This is a genomic window from Solibacillus sp. FSL R7-0682 (genome assembly GCF_038005985.1).
In the GTDB taxonomy this organism is placed as follows: domain Bacteria; phylum Bacillota; class Bacilli; order Bacillales_A; family Planococcaceae; genus Solibacillus.
This window is the reverse complement of sequence record NZ_JBBOUI010000001.1, coordinates 1,858,487-1,883,775: the sequence shown is the minus strand read 5'-3', so window position 1 is coordinate 1,883,775 and position 25,289 is coordinate 1,858,487. Positions and strand designations below refer to the sequence as shown.

Genomic DNA, 25,289 nt, shown 5'->3' with positions numbered 1-25,289 from the left:
ACAAGTTTATTTCTTTCACTTTCGCAATTCACTATATTGTATATGAATTCTGTTTTCTGGATTTTTGTCTACTGTATATAGCACTACAAGAAAGAACCATTCTAAAGGCTTCATTAAAAGATAAATGACGTCTGCGGACCATTTTGAATTAATATGCCTACTTATTGGATAGCCATATCGATCGTAAAAGTTACGGATGATTTTATGAAAGGTTGGCATATATTGTTCTAGAATATTTTCAAAGGCATTAGCAATCAGGAGCTGGCGGTTCACGGGAATTCTTAATCCACCTCTAATACCAGCTCTAATTGGTTTGACCAATTTTTTATGCCCTTTAGCAGAGACCGTACACAAATAATGCCCGTCCCCTTCTACTATCTGTGGTTTAGGTGCAGGGATTTTCGAATAGTTGAAAGAGCTCGTCTCAAGGAACGCACGGATAACACTATCCGGACGTTGCCCAAATAAAACCAAAATTAGCTGGATGATGATTAAAATCGGAAATAAACATATTCCCCATATTCTTGTCATATTTTTATAGTTATTAGATATTTTGTAGAGAAATAGCATGAAATTATTATCGTACTCTATCTCCTTTTCATTTTGGCTATCAAGAAAATGATTGAGGGAATCTTTCAATCTTGCGATATATAAAAAGAATAGTGAGAGTAAACTAATTTGCAGAATGAATACTGAAAATTCTTCCCCATCATGTGAAAAGCCTGTATGTGTAAGATAGGCAACTGCAAATAGGATATTAGATATCATTAATGTACTACATATCACGTACACAATCGGTGAAAGCCCCCCATTGTTAAGACTTACGATCCAAAAGGAAATCATACCCAATATTAATAAGATGATAATTGATGCTATATATTCATTTGAAAGAGAAGCATATCCATTTGCCTTCACACCTGTTAATTCAAAAATATGCAAACGCTCACCGCCATCTACGGCACTACCATTTAGAAAAAAACCAACCATAAGTAAACATAAAATAACCAAGGAATAATAGGTATCAATTACTATAATTTTAAATGAACCACCTTGAACATTACGCGACTTTGTTTTCTTAATAAAACTCTGAACCATTCTAAAAAAAGCATATAAAGGAACTGAAATAAAAATAATTAAAAGCAGCATTATTATCAAACGTAACCTCCCCCCAATTTGGTACAGTACCGTACTACATAAAATGTACTTAAACAACTTATTTAACACAATTTTGTAGCAATTTAATGTAGAAAAACGCATTTCATATTAAAGAATTGCGCTCTATTATTGAAGTCGATATTACTTGACGGATTTGTATTGTTCATTAATAACCAACCCCTATTTTGGAGGTGTAATTCTTGAAGGATAAGAGTCGACTATTAATAGGTTTCATTAGCGGTTTGTTACTATGCTTTGTTGGAACATATAGAATCCTTATTTATAGCCCCATGTCTTTATTAGTTGCATATATTTTCGCAATAACTGGACTTATAAGTTCAATAGCTTGTGCGGTAAAATTGTATGATTAATATGAATAAATAGCTTTGTTTTTTTGATATTACTTAACTTTTGATAACTATAAATATTTATTTATAGTTATCAAAGTATTTTCCCTTCTCAATAATCTCTTGTGTGCTTATGCCTATCCATAACTGAAGAATATCCCTAAGCTTTTCAATTGTAGGAGGTTCTTGTCCATCCAGAGATTGATTTTCTATCACTTTCTTTATCTCCTTTCATGCATCATTATTTATAGATTGTCAAAGATGCCCTACTATATTTCATTCCTACATAATCGATTGTTCAACTAACCTGCCCGATTGCTGAAAAAGGCCCTATTTTTAAATAATTAACTGTTTAACCCATTATAGAGTCGAATAATTCTACTCGAACATGATCGGGATTTTGATTGTCTCTCAAGTAAAATTCCAAATTCCAACTTTTATTAGATCTTTTCAATCCTTTTATAGCAATCCATTGGTGTAATTCCTCATAACTGTTTTTTATTTGATAATTAGGACCATTGTGCAGAATAGTAGCATATTTGTGTGGGGGGACTGTTAATGTACTCATATCTTCAGGCACATCTTTATATTCATCAACTTGAACGCAAATCCAATAACCATCTTCTTCTGGAGAGGATTCTTCTACAACAAAAGCGCCTACTTGTTGACCTGAAAATAATACATTTTTAATTTCATTCGTTCTTTCTTTTAGGATCTTAGCAGCTTTTGGAATTTCTTCAAGATACTTTTCTCCTGCACAAACTACTCTAATTCCAACTAATTTAACCACCTCTAAATCTTTAACAGACTTTTGAGCAATCATATCTCGTGACATCAGTAGCACCCCCTAATAAGATTCATTGTACAATTTTTTTCTATAATATACACAAATACCCTCCTATTATTTGGTAGAGTATCTGTTTGTATATATTTATTCAACAAAATGGCCTTTACATGATGAAAGACGCTTTCCTTTACGGAAAAGCGCCGGATTGTTGAAATTCATCATTAAGCTTCGCATCTTTATAAACATCGTGATTTCATTTTTTTATTTTTAAACCTTTCTATTCTACTATTAATTCTGTTATTTTCTATCTAGATTTTTAATTGCCAACATTGAATTACCTTGAATGATTCCTGTATCTAAGAAACCAAATGAAGCGTATAATGTTTTCGCTTTGACATTTCGTGTATGATAAAAGAGGGATATATATTCTGCTTCCCCATCTGGCATAGTTTCAATAGACTTCAGTATTTTTTCAAATGCCAGTTTGCCGTAGCCTTTCCCTTGATAACTCTCTCCAATCATATTATGCCAAATAAAATAGCTCTTCTTCCCGTAAAAAAATTCATTTTCAAATGATTCATGATCCAACGTATCATAAATATACATCAAAAATCCAACCGCAACTTCATCGGCATAAATGGCCAATGGAGTCGCTGGTATACCGTCTGTGTTCAACATATGAGCGTCTGCAAAGCTTCTGAGGTTTGTAGTTTCTAAAAAGTCTTTTTGGTTTTCTTCAACATCAAGTGCTATTACTTCATCAATGTTATCCCCGGTTATCTTTCGTAATTCGAGCATTTTTTTATCTCCCCTCCTAAACTCTCTTCCTATTTCTCAAACTATATAATTATTAATGAGCTAAAAGAAAAAGCCATACCAAAAATTGGAATGGCCAATTTATTTCAAATTATCCTATTACCATGTTTTTTGAAAGCTTTGTCTTAACTCTTCCGCAACACGAACTAACTTACCCCTTAATTCAACAAACCAAGATGGCATTTCATTTATTTCTCCATAATCTAAACTCTTTAATATTTTTGAGAATTTATATAAGTTTGCATACTTTTGAAACTGTGGAAATTGAGCTATTACATTCCTATCTAAATCCATTTTAGAATGATATCCGTTCAAGAAAGATTGAATCAGTAATTTTGAATGAGGTTTGTTATCTTCAATAAAATCATCAAGGGCTGTAACAATATCAAGGACATACCAGTGATACATTGCATCATCAAAGTCGATTACATTAAAACTCTGGTTTTTATTTTCTTCAAAAAAGATATTATCTAATTGGAAATCATAGTGTATTAACCCAAACACATCTTTGTTAGTAGGTAATGATTGAAGCCAATTGGTCACCCTACCTAGCTCTTGAAGTGCTAATTGTTCTCCTTGATGTTCTTTAAATACATTTTCCATAAATTGTACTGTGTCCAGCCAACTCTTTCTTCTTTCAAAAACTGGCTCAAAAGTTTTTGACAAACAATGAAATGAGGCAAGTGATTTTCCCCATTCCTCCATCTGTTTTGCACTAATCGTATCAGTGTCCAAATTGATTCCATTTGCTGCACTAAAGACAACAGCTATATATGTTCCTTCGGGTGTTTTTAGTGTTTCAATAAGTTTTCCACTGATTGATCGAATTGGTGTTACCGATGGAAATCCGTTTAATTGTAAATATTGCATAAACTCTAACTCAGCTATTATTTGATCAATAGAATTATCCTGCTCAAAACTAATTCTCAAAAAATATTGAACTTGATTACGTTCAAAAGCATACACAAAATTTGAGCTTGCACGCCACAACTTTAATGTCCCCTCGTCATATTCCCAAAATTTAACGAGACTTTGAGCGACTGCATCAGAAGCTACTCCTCTTACCATGTTTCCTAAATCCATCATCTTTTATGTTTCCTCCCATTGCCTTTGAGAGGATTAAATCTTTGTTAAGAAGTAATTCCTCTAATTAGCATGCTATTTTGAATTTCTTTCATTTTCAATATGTCACCCCTTCCGTAAGTTTCGGCTATAAAAAATCAATAGCCACAAATAATTCTATTTCTACATAAAACAACATATCCCTCTTTTATATTTTCTACTCCGGGTAATTCAATAAGAGCTAATACAATAATAAAAAGAGTTGCTATGTCATGTTTATACAGCAACTCTTGCACCAGATGTTTAAAAATTATTAATTACAAATTTAATATTTTGTTCGACTACGAGAGTTATACCCTTTTGGATTTGTATAAATGGATTACTCATCCATCCAACTACCTAAAAGTTCTTCGAAAAAGAGTCTAGGTGCAGATTGCTGATCATATTGTAAATGGCTTTTTACTACAGCCATTATGTTTAACTTCGGTACAATAAATATATATTGTCCGTATAACCCACTAGCATAGTAATATTCCAATTGTTTGTTATACTTAGTACTTTCATAGGTCCATAACTGGTAACCATAACCACGTGTTCCTTCAATAGTGATATCAACTTGTTTGTACGGTTTTATCATTTGTTGGAGAAATTCAGATGAAATCAACTGCTTTGAATTATATTGCCCTTTGTTTAAAAATAATAATCCAAGCTTTACTAAGTCCTCTACATTTAATGAAATACTAAAGCCGCCTCCGTGAATTCCTTGCGGGTCCTTTACCCAAATGTATTGATTGATCCCTAATGGATGAAATAAATACTTCTTGGCAAATGATTCGGTTGAAGTCCCAGAAATTTTTTGGATAATTGCGCTTAATAAATGAGAGTTACCATTATGATATTGAAAGGTTGTACCCGGTTTATGTATCATTGGTTGATCTAATATGAACTTTATCCAGTTTTTTGAAGATTGGAAATTTCCTACTTGTATTCCCGATGTCATAGTTAACAAATGAAATAGTGTAATTTCCTCCTTCATTGGGTTATTAAATTTTAATATTTCTGGAAAGTAGTGATGAATCGGTTCGTGAATATTTTTTATTAGCCCTTTATCGACCATAATTCCAATTAATATAGATATAATACTTTTTGTAATGGAATAGACCTTTGAAGGCTTCTCTAAGACCTTTTTATTCTTTAAATATTCAAAGATTCGTGTATTTCCTTTATAAATGACATAAGCTTCAATTTTAATCTTTTTGACCTTCTTCTCTAACTCATTAAAAGATAATTCAATCATACTTTTAATCCCTCTCCCACTAACTTTGTCATTAGTATATCTGCAACCCTTTATAATTCACCTAAATTTTAACATAAATTCCATACCCTCAAGAAACAAGATTAAAGGCATAATCATTCTTAGATTACCGTTGATTTAAGTGGTGTATTCAAATCATTATTAAACCGTCTTTATTATTTAACTTCTTTGCAAATTGACCATCTATCTATTTCTACTATATTATTTTCAGTAGATGTTACATCATTTATATAATTAATTAATAAGTTTAAATCTTTATCGTCTAATTCGTGTAAGATACTTCTTCCGGTTCTCTCACTCAAGTCTTTTAGTAATTTCTCTTTATTCTTAAAAACCGATATACTTATACAACTCGAAAAGCAGCATCATTTTCCCATAAACAGTATTGGATGCAGAAACTTTTCTTACTGCCAAACGTAATAAGATTATCTGGATTTTTTATTGAGGTGATTTCATTGTTAGATCTATTACTCGAATTTACGAATGTACCAGTCACGGTTACGATCTATTCCAGTTTTTTATTAAACTTTGCTCTCGTCTATATTCTATTATCGAACAGATATTTTACATATTTTGATATAAATTATCCGATCTATGATCAAGTTAAGTCATTAACACAAATAGCAGTGAAAAAAAAGATTTTTATTATATCCCCTGTTATTGTTTGGCTGCAAAGATCAACCAAAAGATACGAATACTCTGATGAGGATGCTGACATCTCTATTCTTCCTACCATTTAAATTTCATTATTAGGAGGATAAGAGTGTACAAATTAAAAAACGTATTTTTATATGTGGGTATTGCATTGAGTGGATTATTGTTATCAGGCTGCCAATTACAACAAAATAATGGAGATAGTACTTTTCATAAAATTTTAGTCAATCCATTCATAAGCAGTTTAGACGGACTTGCTAGTGTATTGGGTGACAACTATGGTTTTGCTATCATAATTGTTACCATCCTTATTCGACTGATCATCATGCCTTTTATGTTAAAACAACAGAAGAGTCAGCAGGAGATGAGAGCAAAGATGGCGGTTGCAAAGCCGGAAATAGATGAAATACAGCGGAAACTTAAAGAAGCTGTAAATCCTGAAGAGAAGCAAAAGATACAGAGGGAAATGTTGACATTGTATCAAAAGCATGAAATCAACCCTTTAAATATCGGATGTCTGCCGCTTATTATTCAAATGCCTGTCCTAATGGGATTATACTACGCCATTACGAGTTCAGAAGAAATTGCTTCCCACTCATTTTTATGGTTTAGTCTAGGGCAGCCTGATTTATTTGTTACGGCAATCGCAGGAATATTATATTTTGTTCAATTTAAAGTTTCGCAATCTAATATGACAATCGAGCAGCAAAAACAAATGAAGTTTATAGGATTACTGTCACCGTTAATGATTGTGATTTTTTCTAGTAATGCTCCCGCAGCACTGCCGTTGTATTGGTCGGTCGGAGGATTATGCCTTATTATTCAAACTATCTTGGGCAGAAGGTTATATCCAATACAAATTGTGCAACCCAATACGAAAGGATAATTCATTAAGAAAGAAAGAACTAAAATTGCAAGTTTAGTCTTAAAAGAAAAACCTTCATTCAATTATAAACAAAGGAGCATGAGATCATTATGCTCCTTTGTTTTTTTCTTCCATTAAACTGACTTCAAATACTAAAATGACCTATACACTTCCATAGAAGGTGATTAAAGAATATGGCGCAATGCGGCAGCCACGGAAACTTTGGGGAATTCTACATATCTATTTTTAACCAGTCTTCTAATACTGAATCGTCATTTAAATTAAAATAGTATTTTGTGAACTTTATAAATTCCTTAGAATTACCTTTAAATTGATTAACCCAGATGTTTTTCTAACCATTCACACGCTTCTTGTTTCATATCATAATTAAATTGATGATTAATGAAAGGCATACTAAGTTTTAAATAATTAGGTTTTTCAGCATACAACGGTAATAATTTTTTGTATAGTTCTAATGAATAAAAATAATGTGAATCATTATCTTGGTCGCCATTTATCATTAGCAATGGCTTAGGAGAAAAACCACTCATCTTTTTAAAGGGATCAAGATACCTTATATTCAATAAACTATATTCTTCAACTGACTTGGACCTTTTATTTTAGTAAGAAGCATTGAAAGAAGTTATTAGTTTTTGTGAAAATTGGGAATATTTTTAGAACAAAAAGAGGATAGATAGAGCGAATTCCTTCAAGCTCATCTATCCTTATAATTTCTAATTGTATACTATGCCTTATATAGTTTAACCCCAAAATTTCATTACTTAAAGAGAATGAATGTATGTCCCTACTAGTGTTGCTCTCTTTCTTATACAATAAAAGCAAAGTATAAAATGAATAATAAACAAAGCACATACATAATGGGATGCACTTCTTTAGAACGCTTTTGTGCGACTAAGCAAATTGGATATAGAACAAAACCTAACCCAATCCCGATGACCACACTAGAAGTTAGCGGCATCATAATAATTGTTAAAAATGACGGAATGACAATTTCTAACTTCGTCCAGTTGATTCGACGGATTTCCATGGCCATGAGTGCACCTACAATAATTAATGCAGCTGATGTCACTTCCACTGAAATAACGTTCACAAGTGGGGAGAAGAATAAAGCAATGACAAAACAAGCAGCAATTACAACAGATGTAAAGCCGGTTTTTCCTCCGACAGCAATACCTGCAGAAGATTCAACGCTTGTTGCAGGTGTTGATGTACCTAAAACAGCGCCAATTACACCCGCTGCCGAATCTGCAAGTAAGCCTTTACCAATGTTCGGAATCTTGTTGTCTTTCATCATGCCTGCTTGACTCGTTAGTCCAATTAATGCACCCGCTGTATCAAAGAAGGCTACAATTAAGAACGTGAAAATAACTGTTAGAATTTCTGGTGTAAAAATCTCATCTAAATGGCCAAACACAACACCAAATGTCGGTTCAATGCTCGGGATACTGCCAACAATCGATGCAGGCACATCGATTAATCCGAAAATCATACCAACAATCGTTGTTATAACCATTCCGTAGAAAATACCACCATTAATACCACGTACTAACATAATAATCGTAATAATAAGACCTAGAATAGCAAGTAGTGTCATCGGTGACGTCAAATCGCCAATCGACACAAATGTATCTGGATTACCGACCACAAGGCCACCATTTTTCAACCCGATAAAAGTGATAAAGAATCCAATACCCGAAGCAATCGCATATTTTAAATCGATTGGGATGATATTAATAATCTTTTCTCGGATTTTAAATAAACTTAATAACATAAAAATAATACCGGCAACAAAAACACCCGTTAAAGTGATTTGCCAATCAATACCCATTCCAATACATACTGAAAACGTAAAGAATGAGTTTAATCCCATACTCGGTGCAATAGCAATTGGGAAGTTCGCTAGTAAGCCCATCAGCAGTGTGCCGATAATTGCCGTAAGCGCAGTTGCAGTAAATACAGCTCCGTGATCCATTCCAGATTGGCTTAGGATAATTGGATTGACGATTAAAATATAGGCGATCGATAAGAAGGTCGTAATCCCTGCGAGTGTTTCCGTTTTATAGGAAGTACCCCGTTCTGCAAATTTAAAAAAGTTTTTCATGTTGTAATCTCCTATTTGCTAGATTAAAGATTGAACGGGAATGAGTTTAACTGTCATTTTAGAAATAATTCATTTATTATCCGAGAATACAAAAAAAGCTTTGACCAATAATCGGCCAAAGCTTTTCTACAAAATGGAATAAAAATATATCATTAATTTCCCATTCCTTGTAGTCAGCTATTATCGGTAGCTGGTAGAAACTTTCAAGCCGTCTTCTTGAATTTATACAAGGTATATCTTTTCTTTTAAAAACAATAGGAGAATAATATCAAGTTAAATTTAAATCGTCAATAGTATAAATCATAATATTTTATTATCTTATTAATATAATAATATTCAAAAAAGAGCAAAAAGTTAGGATTATTCTTGACTTACAAAAAGTTCGGTGAAATAGCATTGCACAAAAGATGAAAAAATCCACATTACTGACCAAGCATCTGATTGATATTCTAACACCTAGTTCGACCGCACTTTATTCCCCTTTACCTCCAATCCGCAAGCCGTGCAATCTTTATACAGTTATCCTTTCTACTGCTCTTTTCATTATGATTCGGAAAATAGTAGTAATGCATGATCTTTGACTTTTAAATCCGATAATTTTACTCTATTTTTAGAAGGAGTGAATAACATGACAAATTTTTTTACACAATTTACTTTTAATAACGGTGTCACAATTCGCAATCGTTACGTAATGGCGCCGATGACAACTTACTCAGCAAATACTGATGATACAGTATCAGATGCGGAAATTACATATTACCGTGAGCGCTCATATGGTGTCGGTGCGGTGATTACAGCATGTGCTTACGTGATCCCTAATGGAAAAGGATTCCCAGGTCAAATCTCAGCGCATAGCGATGAATACATTCCGAGCTTAAAACGTATTGCGAATGCGATTCATGACGGTGGCGCCAAAGCAATTTTACAAATCTATCATGGTGGACGCCAAGCAGTACGTGACCTTGTGCCAAATGGCGATGTCGTAAGTGCAAGTGAAACCGTTGCAGCAGATGGCGGTGTGGCCCGTGCATTAACGGTTGAAGAAATTGAGGAAATTGTCGTAGCATTTGGTGAAACGACACGTCGAGCAATTGAAGCAGGATTTGATGGTGTGGAAATTCACGGTGCCAATACGTATTTATTACAACAATTCTTCTCAGGCTTTACAAATAAACGTACAGATCGTTACGGTGGCTCTGTTGAAAAACGTATGACATTCTTATTAGAAATTATCGATTGTGTAAACCGTGTAAAAGCGCAATATGCTAATGATCAATTTATTATTGGTTATCGTTTTAGCCCAGAAGAGCCTGAAGAAGACGGGATTACTCTAGATGAAACGATTCAACTTATAGATTGTTTAGCAGATGATAAACTAGATTACTTACACATTTCATTAGGGGATTTCCGTTCAGAAGCGCGTCGTTATAGCGGTAAAAAAGAAAATCGGATTAAAATTTTAAAACGCGTAATCGATGGTCGTGTACCGTTTATCGGTGTTGGTTCAATTTATTCACCAGAAGATGCGAAAGAAGCGATGGAAACAGGTGCTGATTTACTTGCTCTTGGTCGTGAGCTATTAATTGAACCTCACTGGGTAGAAAAAGTAGCAGCTGGTGAACGAGTTATTACTGAAATGGATATGAGTCGGGATAATCACATTCCAGAGCCACTAATGGACAGGATGAAACGTAATGTTGGTTGGGTGCCAGGCGTAAAATAATTTTTTTAAAAAGGCATTCCTATGACGAACTGACCTAAATTTATTATCCGTTTCGTAATTGGTTTGATAATGATTGCAACAATTAAACAGATAGATCAAGTATTATTTATTGATACCGTTCTATCTGTTTTTTATTTTTCTTATTCAAGAGATTTTACAAAAAAACGGTTCTAAGTTAGATGTTAGGGTAATGTCATAATGATTCATCAATCGGCACTACCTTTTTGTTTTTTCTAAACAAGTCCGTTGATTTCCATTACTTGTTTCTCGACAATTCAAGGATATAAAAAAGGATGATCTTGTTCTTTTTTTTGCACAAATTGAATAGATACCCCAATAAATATTATAGAACCAAAAAAACACCATTTCTCTCGGCATGAGAAAAATGGTGATACATATTGTTATTCTTGTATATCTTGACTTACCATGATCAATTGGTCTTTTGCTCTGAATATCGATACTACTATGACGATACAAAAGCTTAACAATACAAAAGCTGTAAACATAAAACCTGGCGTTCCGACTAAATTCAACGTGCCAAGTATTGAGGATCCTGCGACGACACCTAATGAGAAGAACGCATAAAAATAGCCATACGCTTTTCCGCGCGTCTCCTTTACAGTCGATTCGATTAATATTTTGTTGATCGACGGAAAGAAGAATGCAAATCCGACTCCGTACATCGCTAATGCACCATAAAGCCAGATCGTCTCAGATGCTTGACCAATAGCCATTTGACTAACTCCTAACAGCCCTACCCCGATTAACAACGCATATTTCGAATTTAAATAATCAAATACTCGATTCGTAGGTAAAATGAAAATTAAAACAGCGACAATGCCGAACACACTAAGTAATGTACCTGACATCCGTGAGCTATAGCCCAACGCCTCGACGTGAATCGGTAGAAGGTACGCTAATACGCCCTGTGAAAACATTAAAAAGAATGCACCACCATAGGCTTTTATTAGCCCCGTATTCCATTTAAATAGCTGCTTTTGCTCTGTACTTTCCTTTTTTGGCAATGAAGATTTTCGTAGTATGAAAAATAAACCTAGTAATAAAAGTACGCCATAAATCGCAACGATACTTAACACATTTGGAACAGATATTTTACTAGCTAATATCCCGCTCGTTGCTGGTCCAACAATGGCAGCAATCCCTACAAAGGAACCTGTCACCGCACTACCGCTCCCCTGCTCATTTGCTCTTCGCATATTCGCTAACAACGTAAAGGCTGCCGGTGTAATAAAGCCGCTACTAAAACCATGTATACAGCGAATGAGTAACAATGTCGTTGGATTATCAACGATTTGATAGCCTAATAAGGAGATGGCAGAGGCAGTTAAACCGAAGACGAGCATTCGGAAGGCGCCAATTTTATCCGTAAAAACACCTGAAAGAATATTGCCGAACGTGTTTGTAAATGAATACAAACCAACGACAATTCCTGCTATAAATGTAGTAGCTCCAACTGAAAGCGCATATGTACTCATAATTGGAAGCTGGACGAATAAGTCAAAAAACGAGAAAAAAATGATTGCATAGACGAGCCAATGTTTAGGAAATGGCTTTACGTGTAAATTCGGTTGCATTTTTTTTAGCTTCATATCATACAAAAAATTACCAAATGGGATGAATCCTACGATGAAGGCTAATACTGACCAGCTTATATTCCATTGAATACGAAGCTGAACGATAGCAATCGCAATGACGTATAATATAAAAATTCCACCATGCAAACTTCCGTTTATCGTCACGAAAATCGGTAAATCGACAAAATACTTTAATGGCATTGAAATAAATAAAAGAGTAATGAGTGATAGACCATCTAATAGCCCCATTATTCTTAAAAAACGTATCGGATGAATACTCATTTTCCCCTCCAGTTGCACAAAATCAACTCTATTATAGCATGGGCTATGAGCATTTACCTAGCTACTTGAAAATAATTCTCAAAATACATGGCAAATTTTAGACATGCATGATTACAATTATTACTACCATTTTATTTTTGATGGTCTTCTAAAAAATCTTTGCTAAAACTTGTTTTCGAGGCATAGCTACGAGATTTGACACGTACACCGCGCTTTAAAGACCCTTTGCCAAATTTCTTCTCAATCGCATCCACAAGCTCGATAATTGGTTCATCCTTAATATGCTGTTCAAAATTGAAAAGGTTTAACTGTTGAGTTTGCTCAGAGCGATCAACAACATTCGACACGGTAATTCCAATTAAACGTACCGGTGACTCGTCCCAATGCTGTAAAAAAAGCTGCCAAGCAATTTCGAATATTTCATCTGATTGCTGTAACGCATTGCGTACTGATTTACTACGCGTTTGGTTGATCCATTCGAAATTGCGTATTTGTATACTAATCGTTGTTCCTGCTAAATATTTTACTTTTAAACGTTCAGACACACTACGACTAAGCTTTTCAAACGTTTCCTTTAAAATGTAGTACTCCGTTTCATCGCGAGGTAATGTTGTAGAGTTACCAACACTTTTCGTATCATAAATTGCATTTGGATCGACTTCTCGGTTATCCTCACCATTTGCACGTTTTTTTAGGCGAACCCCATTTTTTCCTAGTTCGCGATTAATTAGACGTTCGTCCACAACGGCTAAATCACCAATCGTATGAATATTAAGTGAAGCGAGCTTTTTTGCTGTACTTTCGCCGACACCATGCATTTCGATTACCGCTTTAGGCCAAAGCATTTTATCGACTTCTCGCTTTCTAAGAACCGTGATACCCATTGGTTTTTTCATATTGGATGCTGTCTTCGCCAAAAATTTGTTCGGTGCAATGCCAATGGAGCACGGTAAATCTAGTTCGTTCAAAATGCGCTTTTGAATTTCATCAGCGAGCTCAAGTGGATGCACTGTTTTTGTTCGCTCTGTAACATCTAAATACCCTTCATCAATTGAAACAGGCTCCACCAAATGCGTATAGCTACGTAAAATGGCAAACATTGCCGCACTTGCTGCTCGGTACTTTGCAAAATCAGGGGGCAATAATAGCAGCTCCGGACATTTGCGCTTTGCTTCCCCGACATTCATCGTCGTGTAAATCCCCATTGCCCTTGCTTCATAGGAACTCGTGACGATAATCCCTCGACGTTCCTTCTCATTTCCTGCAACAGCAATGGGCTTTCCTTTTAAGCTCGGGTCGTGCGCTTGCTCAACCGATGCGTAAAAACTATTCATATCCAAATGGAAAATCACTTTACCTGCCATATCCTTCCCCCCTTTTCTTTATTTTAGTACGGAAAAGTGTTGGAATCAAAGTAAACTCCATTGTTTTCATAGTTCGTAAGATAAAAAAATTTTAAGCAAAAAAATGCTTGTGCCTTAGTCCATAAAAACGAAGGCACAAGCATTTTTCATTTAAAATAAGTACAAATATAATCGGTTACCTTCTCTACCTTTAATTGAAAAGCTTCGCCAGCTGGTACATAAAATAGCCCACTACCATTAATTTCAATCCAATCTGCACCATCTAGTTTATAGGTCAACTTTCCATCTAAAATGTTCATTTCCTCTTTTAATGACGTAGAAAATTCATATTCCCCTGGAAGCATAATTCCTAATGTTTTTTTCGTACCATCTTCTAAAAAAATCGTACGACTTGTTACCTTACCCTCAAAATAAATATTTGCCCTTTTAATAAAAGTAACATTTTCATATTGTGACATCTCATATCCCCTTTTCCCAGATTATGATTATGGTAGCATATCAATTATAAATAATAAAAACCAATATTCGAACGGTTATATGCTAATTTGTGATGACTTTTACTTTGATTTTCATATTAATTCCATTTAAATCATTTTAGTAATATAATAATGTACGCATAATAAGAGTTTTATTAATTAATTTTGTATTGGAGGAATCATGATGTTTTTAGCACTTAAAGAAATGAAGCATTCAAAAACACGTTTTGTTATGATTGGTGCCATTATTATGCTTATCGCTTGGCTCGTTTTTATTTTATCTGGTCTTGGTAATGGCCTATCATCCTTATCCGCTGCGACGATGAAAAATATTGACGGCGACCTGTTTATATATGAAGAAGGCTCAGAAGGTAAAATGATGAAGACGAAAGTATCCGGAATGATCGGTACAGATATTGAAGGTAAATATGGTGTCGATGAATCCGCGGCTTTTGGTCAATCTACGATTATTGTGCATAACGAAAAAATGCAGAACTTAAACGAAAAGCATGACGTGGCATTTATTGGAATTGAGCCGGGCAAATTTATTGAGCCAACGGTTTTTGAAGGGCAATCGCTACAACCAGCTGATAAATATGGTGTCATTATTGACGAATCTCTTCAGAAAAAGGGCTTTACTATCGGCGACACAATTATTGTCACAAGCTCAAATTTACGATTAAAAGTCATTGGTATAACCAAGGGTGAGACTTTTAACCATTTACCGACTATTTTTGGACATGTTGAAACATGGCAGTCATACGCCTTTGCTGCACCTGGTTCAAATAATGGCTTAGAGAACCCTGTATCGATGATTGCACTGCAAGGGAAAAATATCGAGGCAGAAAAAATAAATAATCAATATGATTTAATTGAAACTGTTTCAAAATCAGAAGCCGTGATGGGAATGCCAGGTTATAAGGAAGAAAGCTCCACTATTTATATGATGCTAGCTTTCTTATTTGTTATTTCAGCCATTATCATTGCTGTGTTCTTTTATGTGTTTATTTTACAAAAGACACAACAATTCGGTGTGATGAAAGCCATTGGTGCTTCTGATCGATTTATCAAAAATTCCATCATATCACAAGTATTTGTCCTATCATTTATAAGCATTGTTGCAGGTATTGTATTAACTTACTTAACTGCGATGGTATTACCTGAAGCAATGCCATTTAATTTAGACTTCATGACGGTTCTAGTATATGCTGTCATTTTATTAGTCGTATCAGTTTTAGGGTCTGTCATTTCAGCGAGACAAGTAACGAAGATTGACCCATTAACAGCGATTGGGAGAGTGGAATAAATGACGGGATTAGTATTAAAAAACGTAACGAAATCATTTAAAGAAGGCGACTCAACTGTACTAGCGTTAAAAAATGTTTCATTATCTGTTAACCCTGGAGATTTTGTCGCGATTATTGGACCATCTGGATCAGGGAAAAGTACATTATTATCGGTTGCTGGTGCCCTATTACAGCCATCGAGTGGAGATGTGTTAGTAAACGGTACAAACATTGGGAATTTAAATGAAAAGGAGCTTTCTTCTTTCCGGTTAACAGATGTGGGTTTTATTTTGCAAACATCAAACTTAATTCCATACTTAAATGTATACGATCAGTTATTACTTGTTTGCCAAATGAAAGGAAAGGTAACGGCTGCGCAGAAAAAAAGTGCAAAAACGTTATTGACGGAATTAGGTTTAGGAAATAAATTAACAAAGTTCCCGAATGAGTTGTCAGGTGGTGAGCGTCAGCGTGTAGCCATCGCTCGTGCTTTTGTTAATAACCCTGCTATTATTTTAGCGGATGAGCCTACAGCAAGCTTAGATTCAAACCGCGCATTTGAGGTTGTAAAACAAATACGTAAAGAAGTAAAAGAGCGAAATAAAGCAGCCATTATGGTGACTCATGATGAACGAATGCTGGAATATTGCGATAAAGTATACCGTATGGAAGATGGTATTTTTACAGAAGAAGTATAAATATAAGATTTATTGGAGCGTTTGCCCTCACCTTTTTTGGTGACTGCAATCGCTCTTTTTTAGTACTTACGAAAGGAGCTATTAAATTTGTCTATGAATGCTTTATGTAACCTTAACTTTCACAATATTCTGTCCCCATTATTTGGTACACTATAAGTGGAGGTGTATTCCATGCAAACGAAAGAACATTCTTGGGGGAAATTAATAAAGCTTCATCGTCAAAAACAACAGCTTAAACAAGACGACGTGGCATTCGGAATTTGCACCCCGTCCTATTTAAGCCGAATTGAAAATGGTATGGTTATCGCTGAACAAGCAATATATGAGCAATTACTAGCTAGATTGGGCATTAATTTAATGGACCAACAGTTCAAACAACAAGAGCAAATTTCGTTTTTAGAGGAATTATATGAAAAACTTTTATCAAATGAATCATTACATCAAAAAGCAATTGAAAAATTAATGCAAATGCAAAGTTTTGGTGTTCAATTGGAAGAAGACCTTTTTGCAAAGCTTGTTTATAGTCGCTATTTATTATCGATTAAAGAAGACGATCAGGCACGAAATCTTTTACTAGAAATCGAACCATTTATCCACTGGAAGCATGATCGCCTTACCCAGCTTTATGTGGCAATTACAGGCTTTGCCTATCTCTCCTTTTTGGAATTTGCTGAATTTGTAGAGCGAGAGGAAAGACTACCATGTGCACATTATTTGCAGACAGCTACCTCCTTTGAACAGGCAAACTATTACTATCACTTAGCCTTTGCCTATCATCGCAATTACAATTTTCAAAAAGCACTTATACATATTGAAAAGGCTTCAGCTACTTTTTCGCATCAATATAAACCATTATTTCAATTGAAAATATACTCCATGAAGGGTGTTATTTATAATGATTTGCACCGATTTCAGGAGGCGAATGTAGAATTCAATGCAGGACTAGATCTTTTAAATCATGTAACAGCTATTCAAACACCGATGCAATGGAGCTCCATTCATAATAATATCGCCTATTGCTATGAATGCCAGGGCCTCTTTGAACAAGCTGTACACCATTACAAAATAGCAAATGAAAGCGAAGAAGATTTACTAGCGATTATTAATTGGATGCGTGCCTGCTATCAGCTTGGGGATTTCAATTTACTCCATAAACTCTTAAATAAGTACCCGTTTGAGCAATTTTCTGTGCAACATCAAAAATACCAGTGGAGGCTATTACAATTTGCCTGTAAAAAGGAAATAACTTTAGAATCGTTAAAAGCATTAGATGAGGAAATCTTCCCTTATTTTATGGAGCAAGATTATTATTCTTTAACCTTATTTTATGCACCATTATGGGGGCAATTTTATGAGCAGCTCCATGCATATAAACAGTCAGCAAAATGCTATAAAATGGCTTTCACAGCGAGTGAAAAAGTAAGACAGCGTATGAGCAGTTAGGAGGGCTTTTATGCCATTTAAAAAGGAATATGTATTATTATTGTCCGGACTAGGAATATCCAATTTAGGAAACTGGATTTATTTAATTGCATTAAATTTAAGCGTTTGGCATTTAACCGAATCACCTGCTGCCGTTGCAGGCATTTATATTATTGGTCCCATTGCGCATATATTAAGTAGCTTTTTTGCAGGATCGATTATAGATCGAAGTAATAAAAAGCGCATACTGATATGGAGCGATATCGCACGTGGAATTATTGTGTGCATTATGCCCTTTATGTCGTCTATTTGGCTTATATATAGCCTGATTTTTTTAGCAAATATCGCGAGCAGTTTCTTTTACCCAAGTAGTACATTTATGATTACAAAGCTTGTAAATGAGGAGCACCGCCAACGCTTTAATGCGATTAATAGTATTTTAAGCTCTGGCTGCTTTATGATTGGTCCCGCACTTGGTGGTGCCATTATCGCGTTGAGTAGTACCGATGTGGCCATGTGGATTAATGGTGTGACATTCTTCCTTTGCGCGTGGCTATTGTCGTTATTACCGAATATAGAAACGACATATAATAAGACAAGGTCCATCGTCACCCTTACGATGATTCGGCACGACTTTTATACTGTATGGCAATTCATTAAAAAACATCCTGCTTTACGTACATTCATCATGCTTTATTCCGTTACGCTAATGATTGCTTATTCCCTTGATTCTCAGGAAATGTCATTTTTAAAGCAATTTCATGAAGTTTCAGATACATCTTATGGGGTGATTGTCAGTTTAACGGGCATTGGTGCCATTATTGGCGGTTTTGCTGCAGCTGCTTTTGTGCATAAGCTCTCCCTTACTACGTATATTGGTGCAGGCTTTTCGTTGACGTTATTAAGCTACTTTATCTTTTACGCTTCCCCTATTCTTATTATTGGAATTATCGCCTTTATTACATTAGGGTTTTTTATGGCATTTAGTAATACTGGCTATGCTACACTTTATCAAAAATCAATTCCTACGGAGCTCATGGGACGCTTTGGAAGTACTTTAAAGCTTTTTGAAAGTAGTATTCAAATTTCATTAACATTACTCCTAGGTTTTTTAGCCGAATGGTTTTCAATACAACTCACTACAAGCATTTTTGGGTTTCTCGGCTTATTATTTGCATTAATTGTGTATATTCATTTATTAAAGCATTTCACTTCAATTGAAAGCGAGGAAGTTATATGATTCGTTATGATGTCCACTGTTTTTGTTGTAAACAAACATTTCAAGTTGTTGAAGGCACGCAAAAATATCAATACTTTAAGCGTAATCGCAACGGAAAATTTGCATGCCCATCTTGTGAAGACAAAGTATATTCAGAAGCTCGCGCCAATTTATTTAGTAAGCTACGTTCTTAAACCCATTAATGAAATCGAGAGGGAATCACCTATACAGGAGCACATAATTCGCTTGTTAGTTTTATAGTAACAGTAAAAAAGATGAGTGGTCTCTTTAGGACTATAAAGTAAGGAAGTTTGATCCGAATGTTGGTTTGGAATAAAGTTTGATAAAAACGAACTCTACAAGTTATGAAAAAGAATAAATGAAAAGAAAGTATTTTGAACAAAAAATTGATCAAAATCCTTTCTTTTTTAATTGAGTATGAAGGTTTTATAAAATAGTTTGAATATTTAAGTAGTTATTATTCAACTAAAACGGCTCCATTTTAAACATATTTACATAGGATATTGAAGATATTACTGTAAAGATAATACCTAAAAGACAACATATTATACCCGCCGCAATTTTCTTTTTCCCACTTTGTTTTTGTTTTATTGTTAATAAATCTATAAAACCATATATTAATCCGATGATTCCTAGAAAGAATCCCAGACTCACAAAAGAAGTGATAATCGAAAAAATTCCAAATACCAACGTGACATTACTTCTACTTTTAATAAAACAAATGTTACTGGTATTATCAGCATTTATCATTTTCAACCTCCCATTCCTTCAACACCCTTACAATTAAATCAACATAAATATCCAATTAAACATTATCTAAACTCTAAAGACTATACAGAGAAGAGATGATTACAATCAATCCTTATTACAAAGCTACATTTATTTACATTAAATAAACGAAGCCTCTATATAAGAAGCTTCGTTTGTTTTTGTTTAAATATTATACGATCATATTTTTTTCTTCGGATTGCTTTAGTCGGAAATGCGTTTTAATATGATTTGCCGAAATATAACCAAACACCGTTGTTGGGCCTAATGTTGACCCGGGTCCTGCATAAACTCTTCCCATCACCGAGGCAGAGCAATTGCCCGTTGCATACAGCCCTTTTATTGGCATACTATCACGCAATGCTTGCCCATACTCATTTGTGACGATGCCCCCTTTTGTGCCTAAGTCACCAGGGAAAATTTTGCATGCATAATATGGTGGCTTTTCCAACTTTCCGAGATTCGGATTTTTATAAGTTGGATCTCCATAATAGTTATCATAAGCAGAATTCCCTCGTCCAAAGTCTTCATCTACACCTGTCTCTACAAAATGATTGAAGCGCTCAATCGTATGTTGTAAGCCACTTCGTTCAATGCCGCATTTTTCCGCAAGCTCTTCAATTGAATGTGCTTTCACTAAAAATTCACTTTCAATTGCCTCTTTCGGTGTCATCCGAGGTAGCATATCACCAAATAAATATTTATTGCGATTACGACTCTCTAATATGAGCCATGAAGGAATGGCCTTGCCCGTATTTTGATGACGCTCTAAAATCGCATGCCCTGCATCTGTATAGGATTGTGATTCATTGAAATAACGTTCTCCGGTTTGATCGACAATCATACTATGTGGCATTGACCGCTCATATACTAAAAATTTACGTGTACCCTTGCTATCTAGCGTTGCCGGTCCCCACCATGCGTCATCTAGTAAATCAGTATCTAAATTGTATTTTTGCGCAATTAGTAAAATATCACCTGTATTATCAGGACTTGCCGAAGTCCAATCTGTTCCAACATTATGGTATTTTTTACGTAGCTCTGGGTTGCGTTCAAAGCCACCGCTAGCTAATATAACGAATTTCGTTTTAATTCGATATGGTTGATTATTTTTTTCTACTTCTACACCGGTCACTTCATCTTCTTCAAATACAATGTCCTTTAACGGCGTTGATAGCTGGATTGTTACCTTTTGTTCGAGCGCTATTTTTAATAATGCAGCTACTAAGCCTGCTCCGATGGAAATAGCATGTTCACCTTTTATTTTATGCTTAAAGCCGTTAAGAAACATCCCGACAACCGTATTAAAATCTTTTGCATTCGTAAAGGCTTTCGGTAATGACGCGACCTTTCCAGAATAGAGCGGAATAGGTGGATCGATTTCCCCGGCCCGTAATGACTTTTCAAATTCACCTAACTGTCTAGAATCAAATATTGCCCCTTCTATGGAACGACCAATTTTGCCACCTGGCTGTTCAGGATAATAGTCAGGATAAAATGATCCTGCCACCCACTTCATCCCTAAAAGTTCTAAAAACTTCACCATTTTATGACCATTTTGTACGTAAGCTAATTTGCGTTCAAAGGAAGCACCCGGTCCTGTATGCTTAATAATTTCCTGCATGTAGAGTATCGCTTCTTCCTCACTATCTTGTAAGCCAGCTTTTTTTGAAACATGATTATTTGGAATCCAAAGCCCTCCACCTGATAATGCCGAAGTTCCTCCCCAAGTAGCGCTTTTTTCAATAATCGTTGTCTTTAATCCATGATAAGCCGCTGTGATTGCTGCCACTAATCCCCCTGCACCACTTCCTACGACTACTACATCGTATTCTTCATCCCAGTGCACACTCTTTCCCCCCTTTATATAAGATTTGGAGCATCAAAGCAATGTCAAAAACTCTACAGTGTTCGTACAATATATGCGCTTATTTTATTATTCATGTAAATTAGGGAAATATATTGAACAACACTGAAAAAACCTTTATCATAGAGCAGGTATTCTGAATTTCATGTCTATTACATAAGATATTATTTTAAATGAAACTTTTGGACAGAATTTACGTTAGTATAAATATAATATTAAGTGGGGTTGATACTTTTGCTAGATACAATCATTATGTCAATGGTTGAGTTTTTTAAAGGGTTCGGTTATTTTGGGGTATTACTCGCACTATGCTTCGAGTTTATTCCCGCAGAAATTGTATTACCATTAGCCGGCTATTGGATTTCTCAAGGTGAATTTAATTATGTACTCATGGTTATTGCAGGTACGGTTGGTGGTACAATTGGTCCGCTGACACTATATGCAGTCGGACGCTATGGCGGCCGCCCAATCGTGTTAAAATACGGCAAGTTTTTCTTAGTCAATGAAAAGCAAATTAATGCAGCAGACAAGTTCTTTGCTAAATATGGTGCAGGAGTTGCCTTCTTTGGTCGTTTCATGCCGGTTGTACGTACAGCCATTTCAGTGCCATGTGGAATGACTAAAATGAATGTATGGAAATTTACATTCTATACCTTTACTGCTATGTTACCAATTACAGCGCTTTATGTATATTTAGGCATTAAACTTGGCGAAAATTGGGAGCAGGCTGGCGCACTGTTTAAAGACTACTTACAGCCTTTCGTAATTGTAATTGTGGTCGTAGCTGTCATTTACGGTATTTACAAATATCGATTATGGTTATTAGAACGTAAGCTCAATTTAAAAAATAAAAAATAAAAGCATTGCTGAAATGATAGGTATTTCCCTAATTTCAGCAATGCTTTTTCGATTTATTATGCTGTAATGTCTCGCTTCATAAAGTAAACAAATGTAATCCCTAAGAAAATAATGGCATAAACAACATTTACAATAAGTGAGAAGTTAATTGTTAAATCCGGTATTATCGGGCTACTTCCTGGTGCATATTGAGATAGATCATTCGCAAACCAAATGTATTTTGCGAATTCATACTTTGCAATAAACATAGTCACTGTAGTGCCCATTAATAAAATAAATAAAGATAAGCCAACTGCAAGTGTACTTGAGCCAAAAATTGATCCAATCATAAACGCGAAGAAAATCGTCATTAAAATGGATGCACAAGAATACAGAAGTGATTCTAAGAAGGTACTTGCAACTTCTTGCTCAACAACCGCACCATTTACAACAGTTAAGAGTGGAGAAGATTCAGATCCGAATAATACAAAACCTAATAGTGCAGCAAAAGCAAGACCGCCAATTAATAGGGTAAAACCATATAATATAGAAGAAATTAATTTAGACAATAATATTTTCCATCTCGCCACTGGACGAGTTAAGAGCATTTTAATTGTTCCTGTGCCGAACTCAGATGACACGATACCCGCTGCGATGACTACCGTAAAAATACCAATCATCATTGTAATTGTCATCGTTGACATATCCAAATGTGAATTGAAAGTTGTTGCATCCTCAGATTTAAGATCGTTATCAATGCGGTATTGTGCGATTAATTTTTGCTCCTCATAATACGCTTTATCCTCTACCGCTAAGTCTCCCATCGCTAACATTTCATCATAAAATTTCATCGTTTCTTCATTTGCTGCTATGCGTTTTTCGGCAGTACTCTGATCCGGATCAAAGTATTTATTTAACCCCGCTACTAATCCTAATATACCAATTAAAATAATAAGCATTGCCCACGCATTTTTTTGTGACCATATTTTGATCCATTCATTTTTAATTAATTGCATCGATGGCACCTCCACCTGTCATTTCGATAAATTGATCTTCCAGTCGTTTTTGAACTGGTTGGATTGTATAAAGGTCGATTTCCGCTGCTACTAGTTTACGTACAAACGCTGGAATATCTTCCTTTGATAGATCAACGATAAAGCCGCCATTTTCTTTTTTCGCTTTATCTCCTAATACCGCAATAAAATGTTCTTGCTGTCCGATTTCTACATAATATTGTGACGCTACTTGCTGTTCAAGCTCACGTATATCGATGAGTTCTCCATTTTGAATAATCGCGATGCGGTCTACCATCAGCTCAATTTCTGCTAGTAAGTGACTTGATACTACAATTGCCACATTGTCCTCTTCTGCAATTTTACGTAAGTACATACGGAATTCACGAATACCTGCAGGATCTAAACCATTCGTCGGTTCATCTAAAATTAAAAACTTTGGACGATGTAACATCGCCTGCGCTAAGCCTAAACGTTGACGCATACCAAGTGAATACGTCTTTACTTTTTCATGAATTCGGTTTTCTAAACCAACTTGTTTTACAACTTCATTTATGCGTTCCTTTGTAATCCCTTTATGCATACGGGCAAAATGCTGTAAGTTTTTATAACCTGACATAAATTTGTACATTTCAGGGTTTTCAACAATTACACCAACTTGGCTAATTGCTTCTTCATAGTTCGAGGCAAGTGATTTCCCTCCAATGATTACTTCACCCGCTGTAGGATGCATAAGTCCTGTCATCATTCGAATAGTCGTCGTTTTACCTGCACCGTTTGGCCCTAAAAATCCAGTAATTTGTCCTGGATAAAACGTTAAGTTTAAATTTTTAATAATGTGCTTGCCTTTAATCGTCTTATTTAAATTTTTGATTTCAACGATTGGTTGTGTCATTTAACGCACCTGCTTTCCATATAAGTTTTTCATCCACTGTACAGCACTTTCTCCGCGCTCATCACGAATTTGCTCAACCTCATCCATCGCGCGTATATGACCATCCTTTAATAAAATCACTTGATCTAAGATTGGTTCTACCTCATTCACTTCATGGGTCGATAAGATGACGGTACTGTTTTCTAAATCAATAAAGCGAATAATTGCCTTAATTAATCCTTCCCGGGCAAGTGGATCTAGCCCCGAAAAAGGTTCATCCATTAAGTAAACCTGTGTTTCCCGTGCAATAAAGGTTGCTAGCTTAATACGACCACGATTTCCCTTCGACAATTTTCCAAGCTTAATTGTCGTTGGCACCTCTAAAAAGGCGGCAATTTCCTTCGCCTTTTCAATTGAGAAATCTTCAAACTGGGACGCATAATATGTAAACACTTCATCACCAGTCATTTTTTCGTAAAATAAATCAATATCGGGCTGATATGAGATCATATCGGCTGTACGTCTTGATATTGGCTGCCCATTTAATGTGATTTCACCTTGGGAAGGGGTTAAAATCCCCGCCATTAGCTTAAGTAGTGTTGATTTGCCACTTCCATTTTCACCAATTAGTCCGATAATCTGTCCAGAGTTTAAGTCAAGGTGAATGTTTTCTAAAATCGTTTTCCTACCATAACGAAACGATAACCCTGTCACTTTCACG

Annotated in this window: 22 protein-coding genes and 1 riboswitch; of the genes, 7 read left to right on the top strand and 15 right to left on the bottom strand. The window is 35.2% G+C overall.

The annotated features are described in order from the left end of the window. Positions 1-15 precede the first annotated feature (15 nt). The 6 genes from MKZ17_RS09565 to MKZ17_RS09540 all read right to left on the bottom strand — a co-directional run bounded on the left by MKZ17_RS09565 (position 16) and on the right by MKZ17_RS09540 (position 5,464). Positions 16-1,146 carry a DUF6688 domain-containing protein gene (locus MKZ17_RS09565; protein WP_340725531.1) on the bottom strand — a complete coding sequence of 377 codons (1,131 nt, stop codon included), beginning with the start codon at positions 1,144-1,146 and terminating at the stop codon, positions 16-18. Positions 1,147-1,583: 437 nt separating this feature from the next. Further along, positions 1,584-1,718: a hypothetical protein gene (locus MKZ17_RS09560; protein WP_340723509.1), complete on the bottom strand. Its 135-nt coding sequence runs from the start codon at positions 1,716-1,718 to the stop codon at positions 1,584-1,586. Positions 1,719-1,854: 136 nt separating this feature from the next. After that, entirely contained in the window at positions 1,855-2,337 is a 483-nt protein-coding gene (locus MKZ17_RS09555; RefSeq protein WP_340723508.1) for a GyrI-like domain-containing protein, read from the bottom strand. Positions 2,338-2,586: 249 nt separating this feature from the next. Continuing rightward, positions 2,587-3,087, bottom strand: coding sequence for a GNAT family N-acetyltransferase (locus MKZ17_RS09550; RefSeq protein WP_340723507.1), 501 nt, complete (start codon positions 3,085-3,087; stop codon positions 2,587-2,589). A gap of 117 nt (positions 3,088-3,204) precedes the next feature. Then, complete coding sequence (locus MKZ17_RS09545; protein WP_340723506.1) at positions 3,205-4,191, bottom strand: phosphotransferase enzyme family protein; 987 nt, start codon at positions 4,189-4,191, stop codon at positions 3,205-3,207. Positions 4,192-4,546: 355 nt separating this feature from the next. Beyond that, positions 4,547-5,464: a serine hydrolase domain-containing protein gene (locus MKZ17_RS09540; RefSeq protein WP_340723505.1), complete on the bottom strand. Its 918-nt coding sequence runs from the start codon at positions 5,462-5,464 to the stop codon at positions 4,547-4,549. A 781-nt stretch (positions 5,465-6,245) separates the two neighbouring features. On the opposite strand from MKZ17_RS09540, the gene yidC reads away from it, so the two are divergent. After that, positions 6,246-7,022: a membrane protein insertase YidC gene (yidC, locus tag MKZ17_RS09535; RefSeq protein WP_340723504.1), complete on the top strand. Its 777-nt coding sequence runs from the start codon at positions 6,246-6,248 to the stop codon at positions 7,020-7,022. Between the two features lie 805 nt (positions 7,023-7,827). Here yidC and MKZ17_RS09530 read toward each other — a convergent pair. Beyond that, complete coding sequence (locus MKZ17_RS09530; protein WP_340723503.1) at positions 7,828-9,123, bottom strand: NCS2 family permease; 1,296 nt, start codon at positions 9,121-9,123, stop codon at positions 7,828-7,830. Positions 9,124-9,273: 150 nt separating this feature from the next. Further along, positions 9,274-9,373: riboswitch (purine riboswitch) on the bottom strand. Positions 9,374-9,751: 378 nt separating this feature from the next. Here MKZ17_RS09530 and MKZ17_RS09525 point away from each other — a divergent pair. Next, positions 9,752-10,846, top strand: a complete 1,095-nt coding sequence (locus MKZ17_RS09525; protein WP_340723502.1) for an NADH-dependent flavin oxidoreductase — start codon at positions 9,752-9,754, stop codon at positions 10,844-10,846. Between the two features lie 401 nt (positions 10,847-11,247). On the opposite strand, the gene MKZ17_RS09520 is transcribed toward MKZ17_RS09525, so the two are convergent. From MKZ17_RS09520 to ppnP, 3 genes are all read right to left on the bottom strand, one after another. Beyond that, positions 11,248-12,723 carry an MFS transporter gene (locus MKZ17_RS09520; protein WP_340723501.1) on the bottom strand — a complete coding sequence of 492 codons (1,476 nt, stop codon included), beginning with the start codon at positions 12,721-12,723 and terminating at the stop codon, positions 11,248-11,250. 131 nt (positions 12,724-12,854) lie between these two features. Continuing rightward, positions 12,855-14,087, bottom strand: coding sequence for a DNA polymerase IV (locus tag MKZ17_RS09515; protein WP_340723500.1), 1,233 nt, complete (start codon positions 14,085-14,087; stop codon positions 12,855-12,857). Positions 14,088-14,233: 146 nt separating this feature from the next. Next, on the bottom strand, positions 14,234-14,545 hold the full coding sequence (gene ppnP / locus MKZ17_RS09510; protein WP_340723499.1) for a pyrimidine/purine nucleoside phosphorylase: 312 nt from the start codon (positions 14,543-14,545) through the stop codon (positions 14,234-14,236). 202 nt (positions 14,546-14,747) lie between these two features. Between ppnP and MKZ17_RS09505 the strand changes: the two genes are divergently transcribed. The 4 genes from MKZ17_RS09505 (at position 14,748) to MKZ17_RS09490 (ending at position 19,209) form a co-directional block, all read left to right on the top strand. Then, positions 14,748-15,869 carry an ABC transporter permease gene (locus tag MKZ17_RS09505; RefSeq protein ID WP_340723498.1) on the top strand — a complete coding sequence of 374 codons (1,122 nt, stop codon included), beginning with the start codon at positions 14,748-14,750 and terminating at the stop codon, positions 15,867-15,869. Next, the gene (locus MKZ17_RS09500; protein ID WP_340723497.1) at positions 15,870-16,547 is read left to right on the top strand and encodes an ABC transporter ATP-binding protein; all 678 of its coding nucleotides are present in this window, start codon (positions 15,870-15,872) and stop codon (positions 16,545-16,547) included. Positions 16,548-16,718: 171 nt separating this feature from the next. After that, on the top strand, positions 16,719-17,990 hold the full coding sequence (locus MKZ17_RS09495) for a helix-turn-helix domain-containing protein (protein WP_340723496.1): 1,272 nt from the start codon (positions 16,719-16,721) through the stop codon (positions 17,988-17,990). Between the two features lie 10 nt (positions 17,991-18,000). Continuing rightward, on the top strand, positions 18,001-19,209 hold the full coding sequence (locus tag MKZ17_RS09490; RefSeq protein WP_340723495.1) for an MFS transporter: 1,209 nt from the start codon (positions 18,001-18,003) through the stop codon (positions 19,207-19,209). Positions 19,210-19,674: 465 nt separating this feature from the next. Here the strand turns inward: MKZ17_RS09490 and MKZ17_RS09485 are convergent, their stop codons facing one another. Continuing rightward, positions 19,675-19,959: a hypothetical protein gene (locus MKZ17_RS09485; RefSeq protein WP_340723494.1), complete on the bottom strand. Its 285-nt coding sequence runs from the start codon at positions 19,957-19,959 to the stop codon at positions 19,675-19,677. A gap of 190 nt (positions 19,960-20,149) precedes the next feature. Next, positions 20,150-21,826, bottom strand: coding sequence for an FAD-dependent oxidoreductase (locus MKZ17_RS09480; protein WP_340723493.1), 1,677 nt, complete (start codon positions 21,824-21,826; stop codon positions 20,150-20,152). Positions 21,827-22,078: 252 nt separating this feature from the next. Here MKZ17_RS09480 and MKZ17_RS09475 point away from each other — a divergent pair, with 252 nt between their 5' ends. After that, positions 22,079-22,702: a DedA family protein gene (locus MKZ17_RS09475; protein ID WP_340723492.1), complete on the top strand. Its 624-nt coding sequence runs from the start codon at positions 22,079-22,081 to the stop codon at positions 22,700-22,702. 56 nt (positions 22,703-22,758) lie between these two features. Here the strand turns inward: MKZ17_RS09475 and MKZ17_RS09470 are convergent, their stop codons facing one another. From MKZ17_RS09470 to MKZ17_RS09460, 3 genes are read right to left on the bottom strand one after another with little or no spacing between them, the layout of a single operon-like run. Beyond that, complete coding sequence (locus MKZ17_RS09470; RefSeq protein WP_340723490.1) at positions 22,759-23,697, bottom strand: ABC transporter permease; 939 nt, start codon at positions 23,695-23,697, stop codon at positions 22,759-22,761. Then, complete coding sequence (locus MKZ17_RS09465) at positions 23,684-24,589, bottom strand: ABC transporter ATP-binding protein (protein WP_340723489.1); 906 nt, start codon at positions 24,587-24,589, stop codon at positions 23,684-23,686. Before MKZ17_RS09465 ends, MKZ17_RS09470 begins: the two co-directional genes overlap by 14 nt. Next, entirely contained in the window at positions 24,590-25,288 is a 699-nt protein-coding gene (locus MKZ17_RS09460; protein WP_340723488.1) for an ABC transporter ATP-binding protein, read from the bottom strand. It lies immediately after the preceding gene. Between the last annotated feature and the right edge of the window lies 1 nt (position 25,289).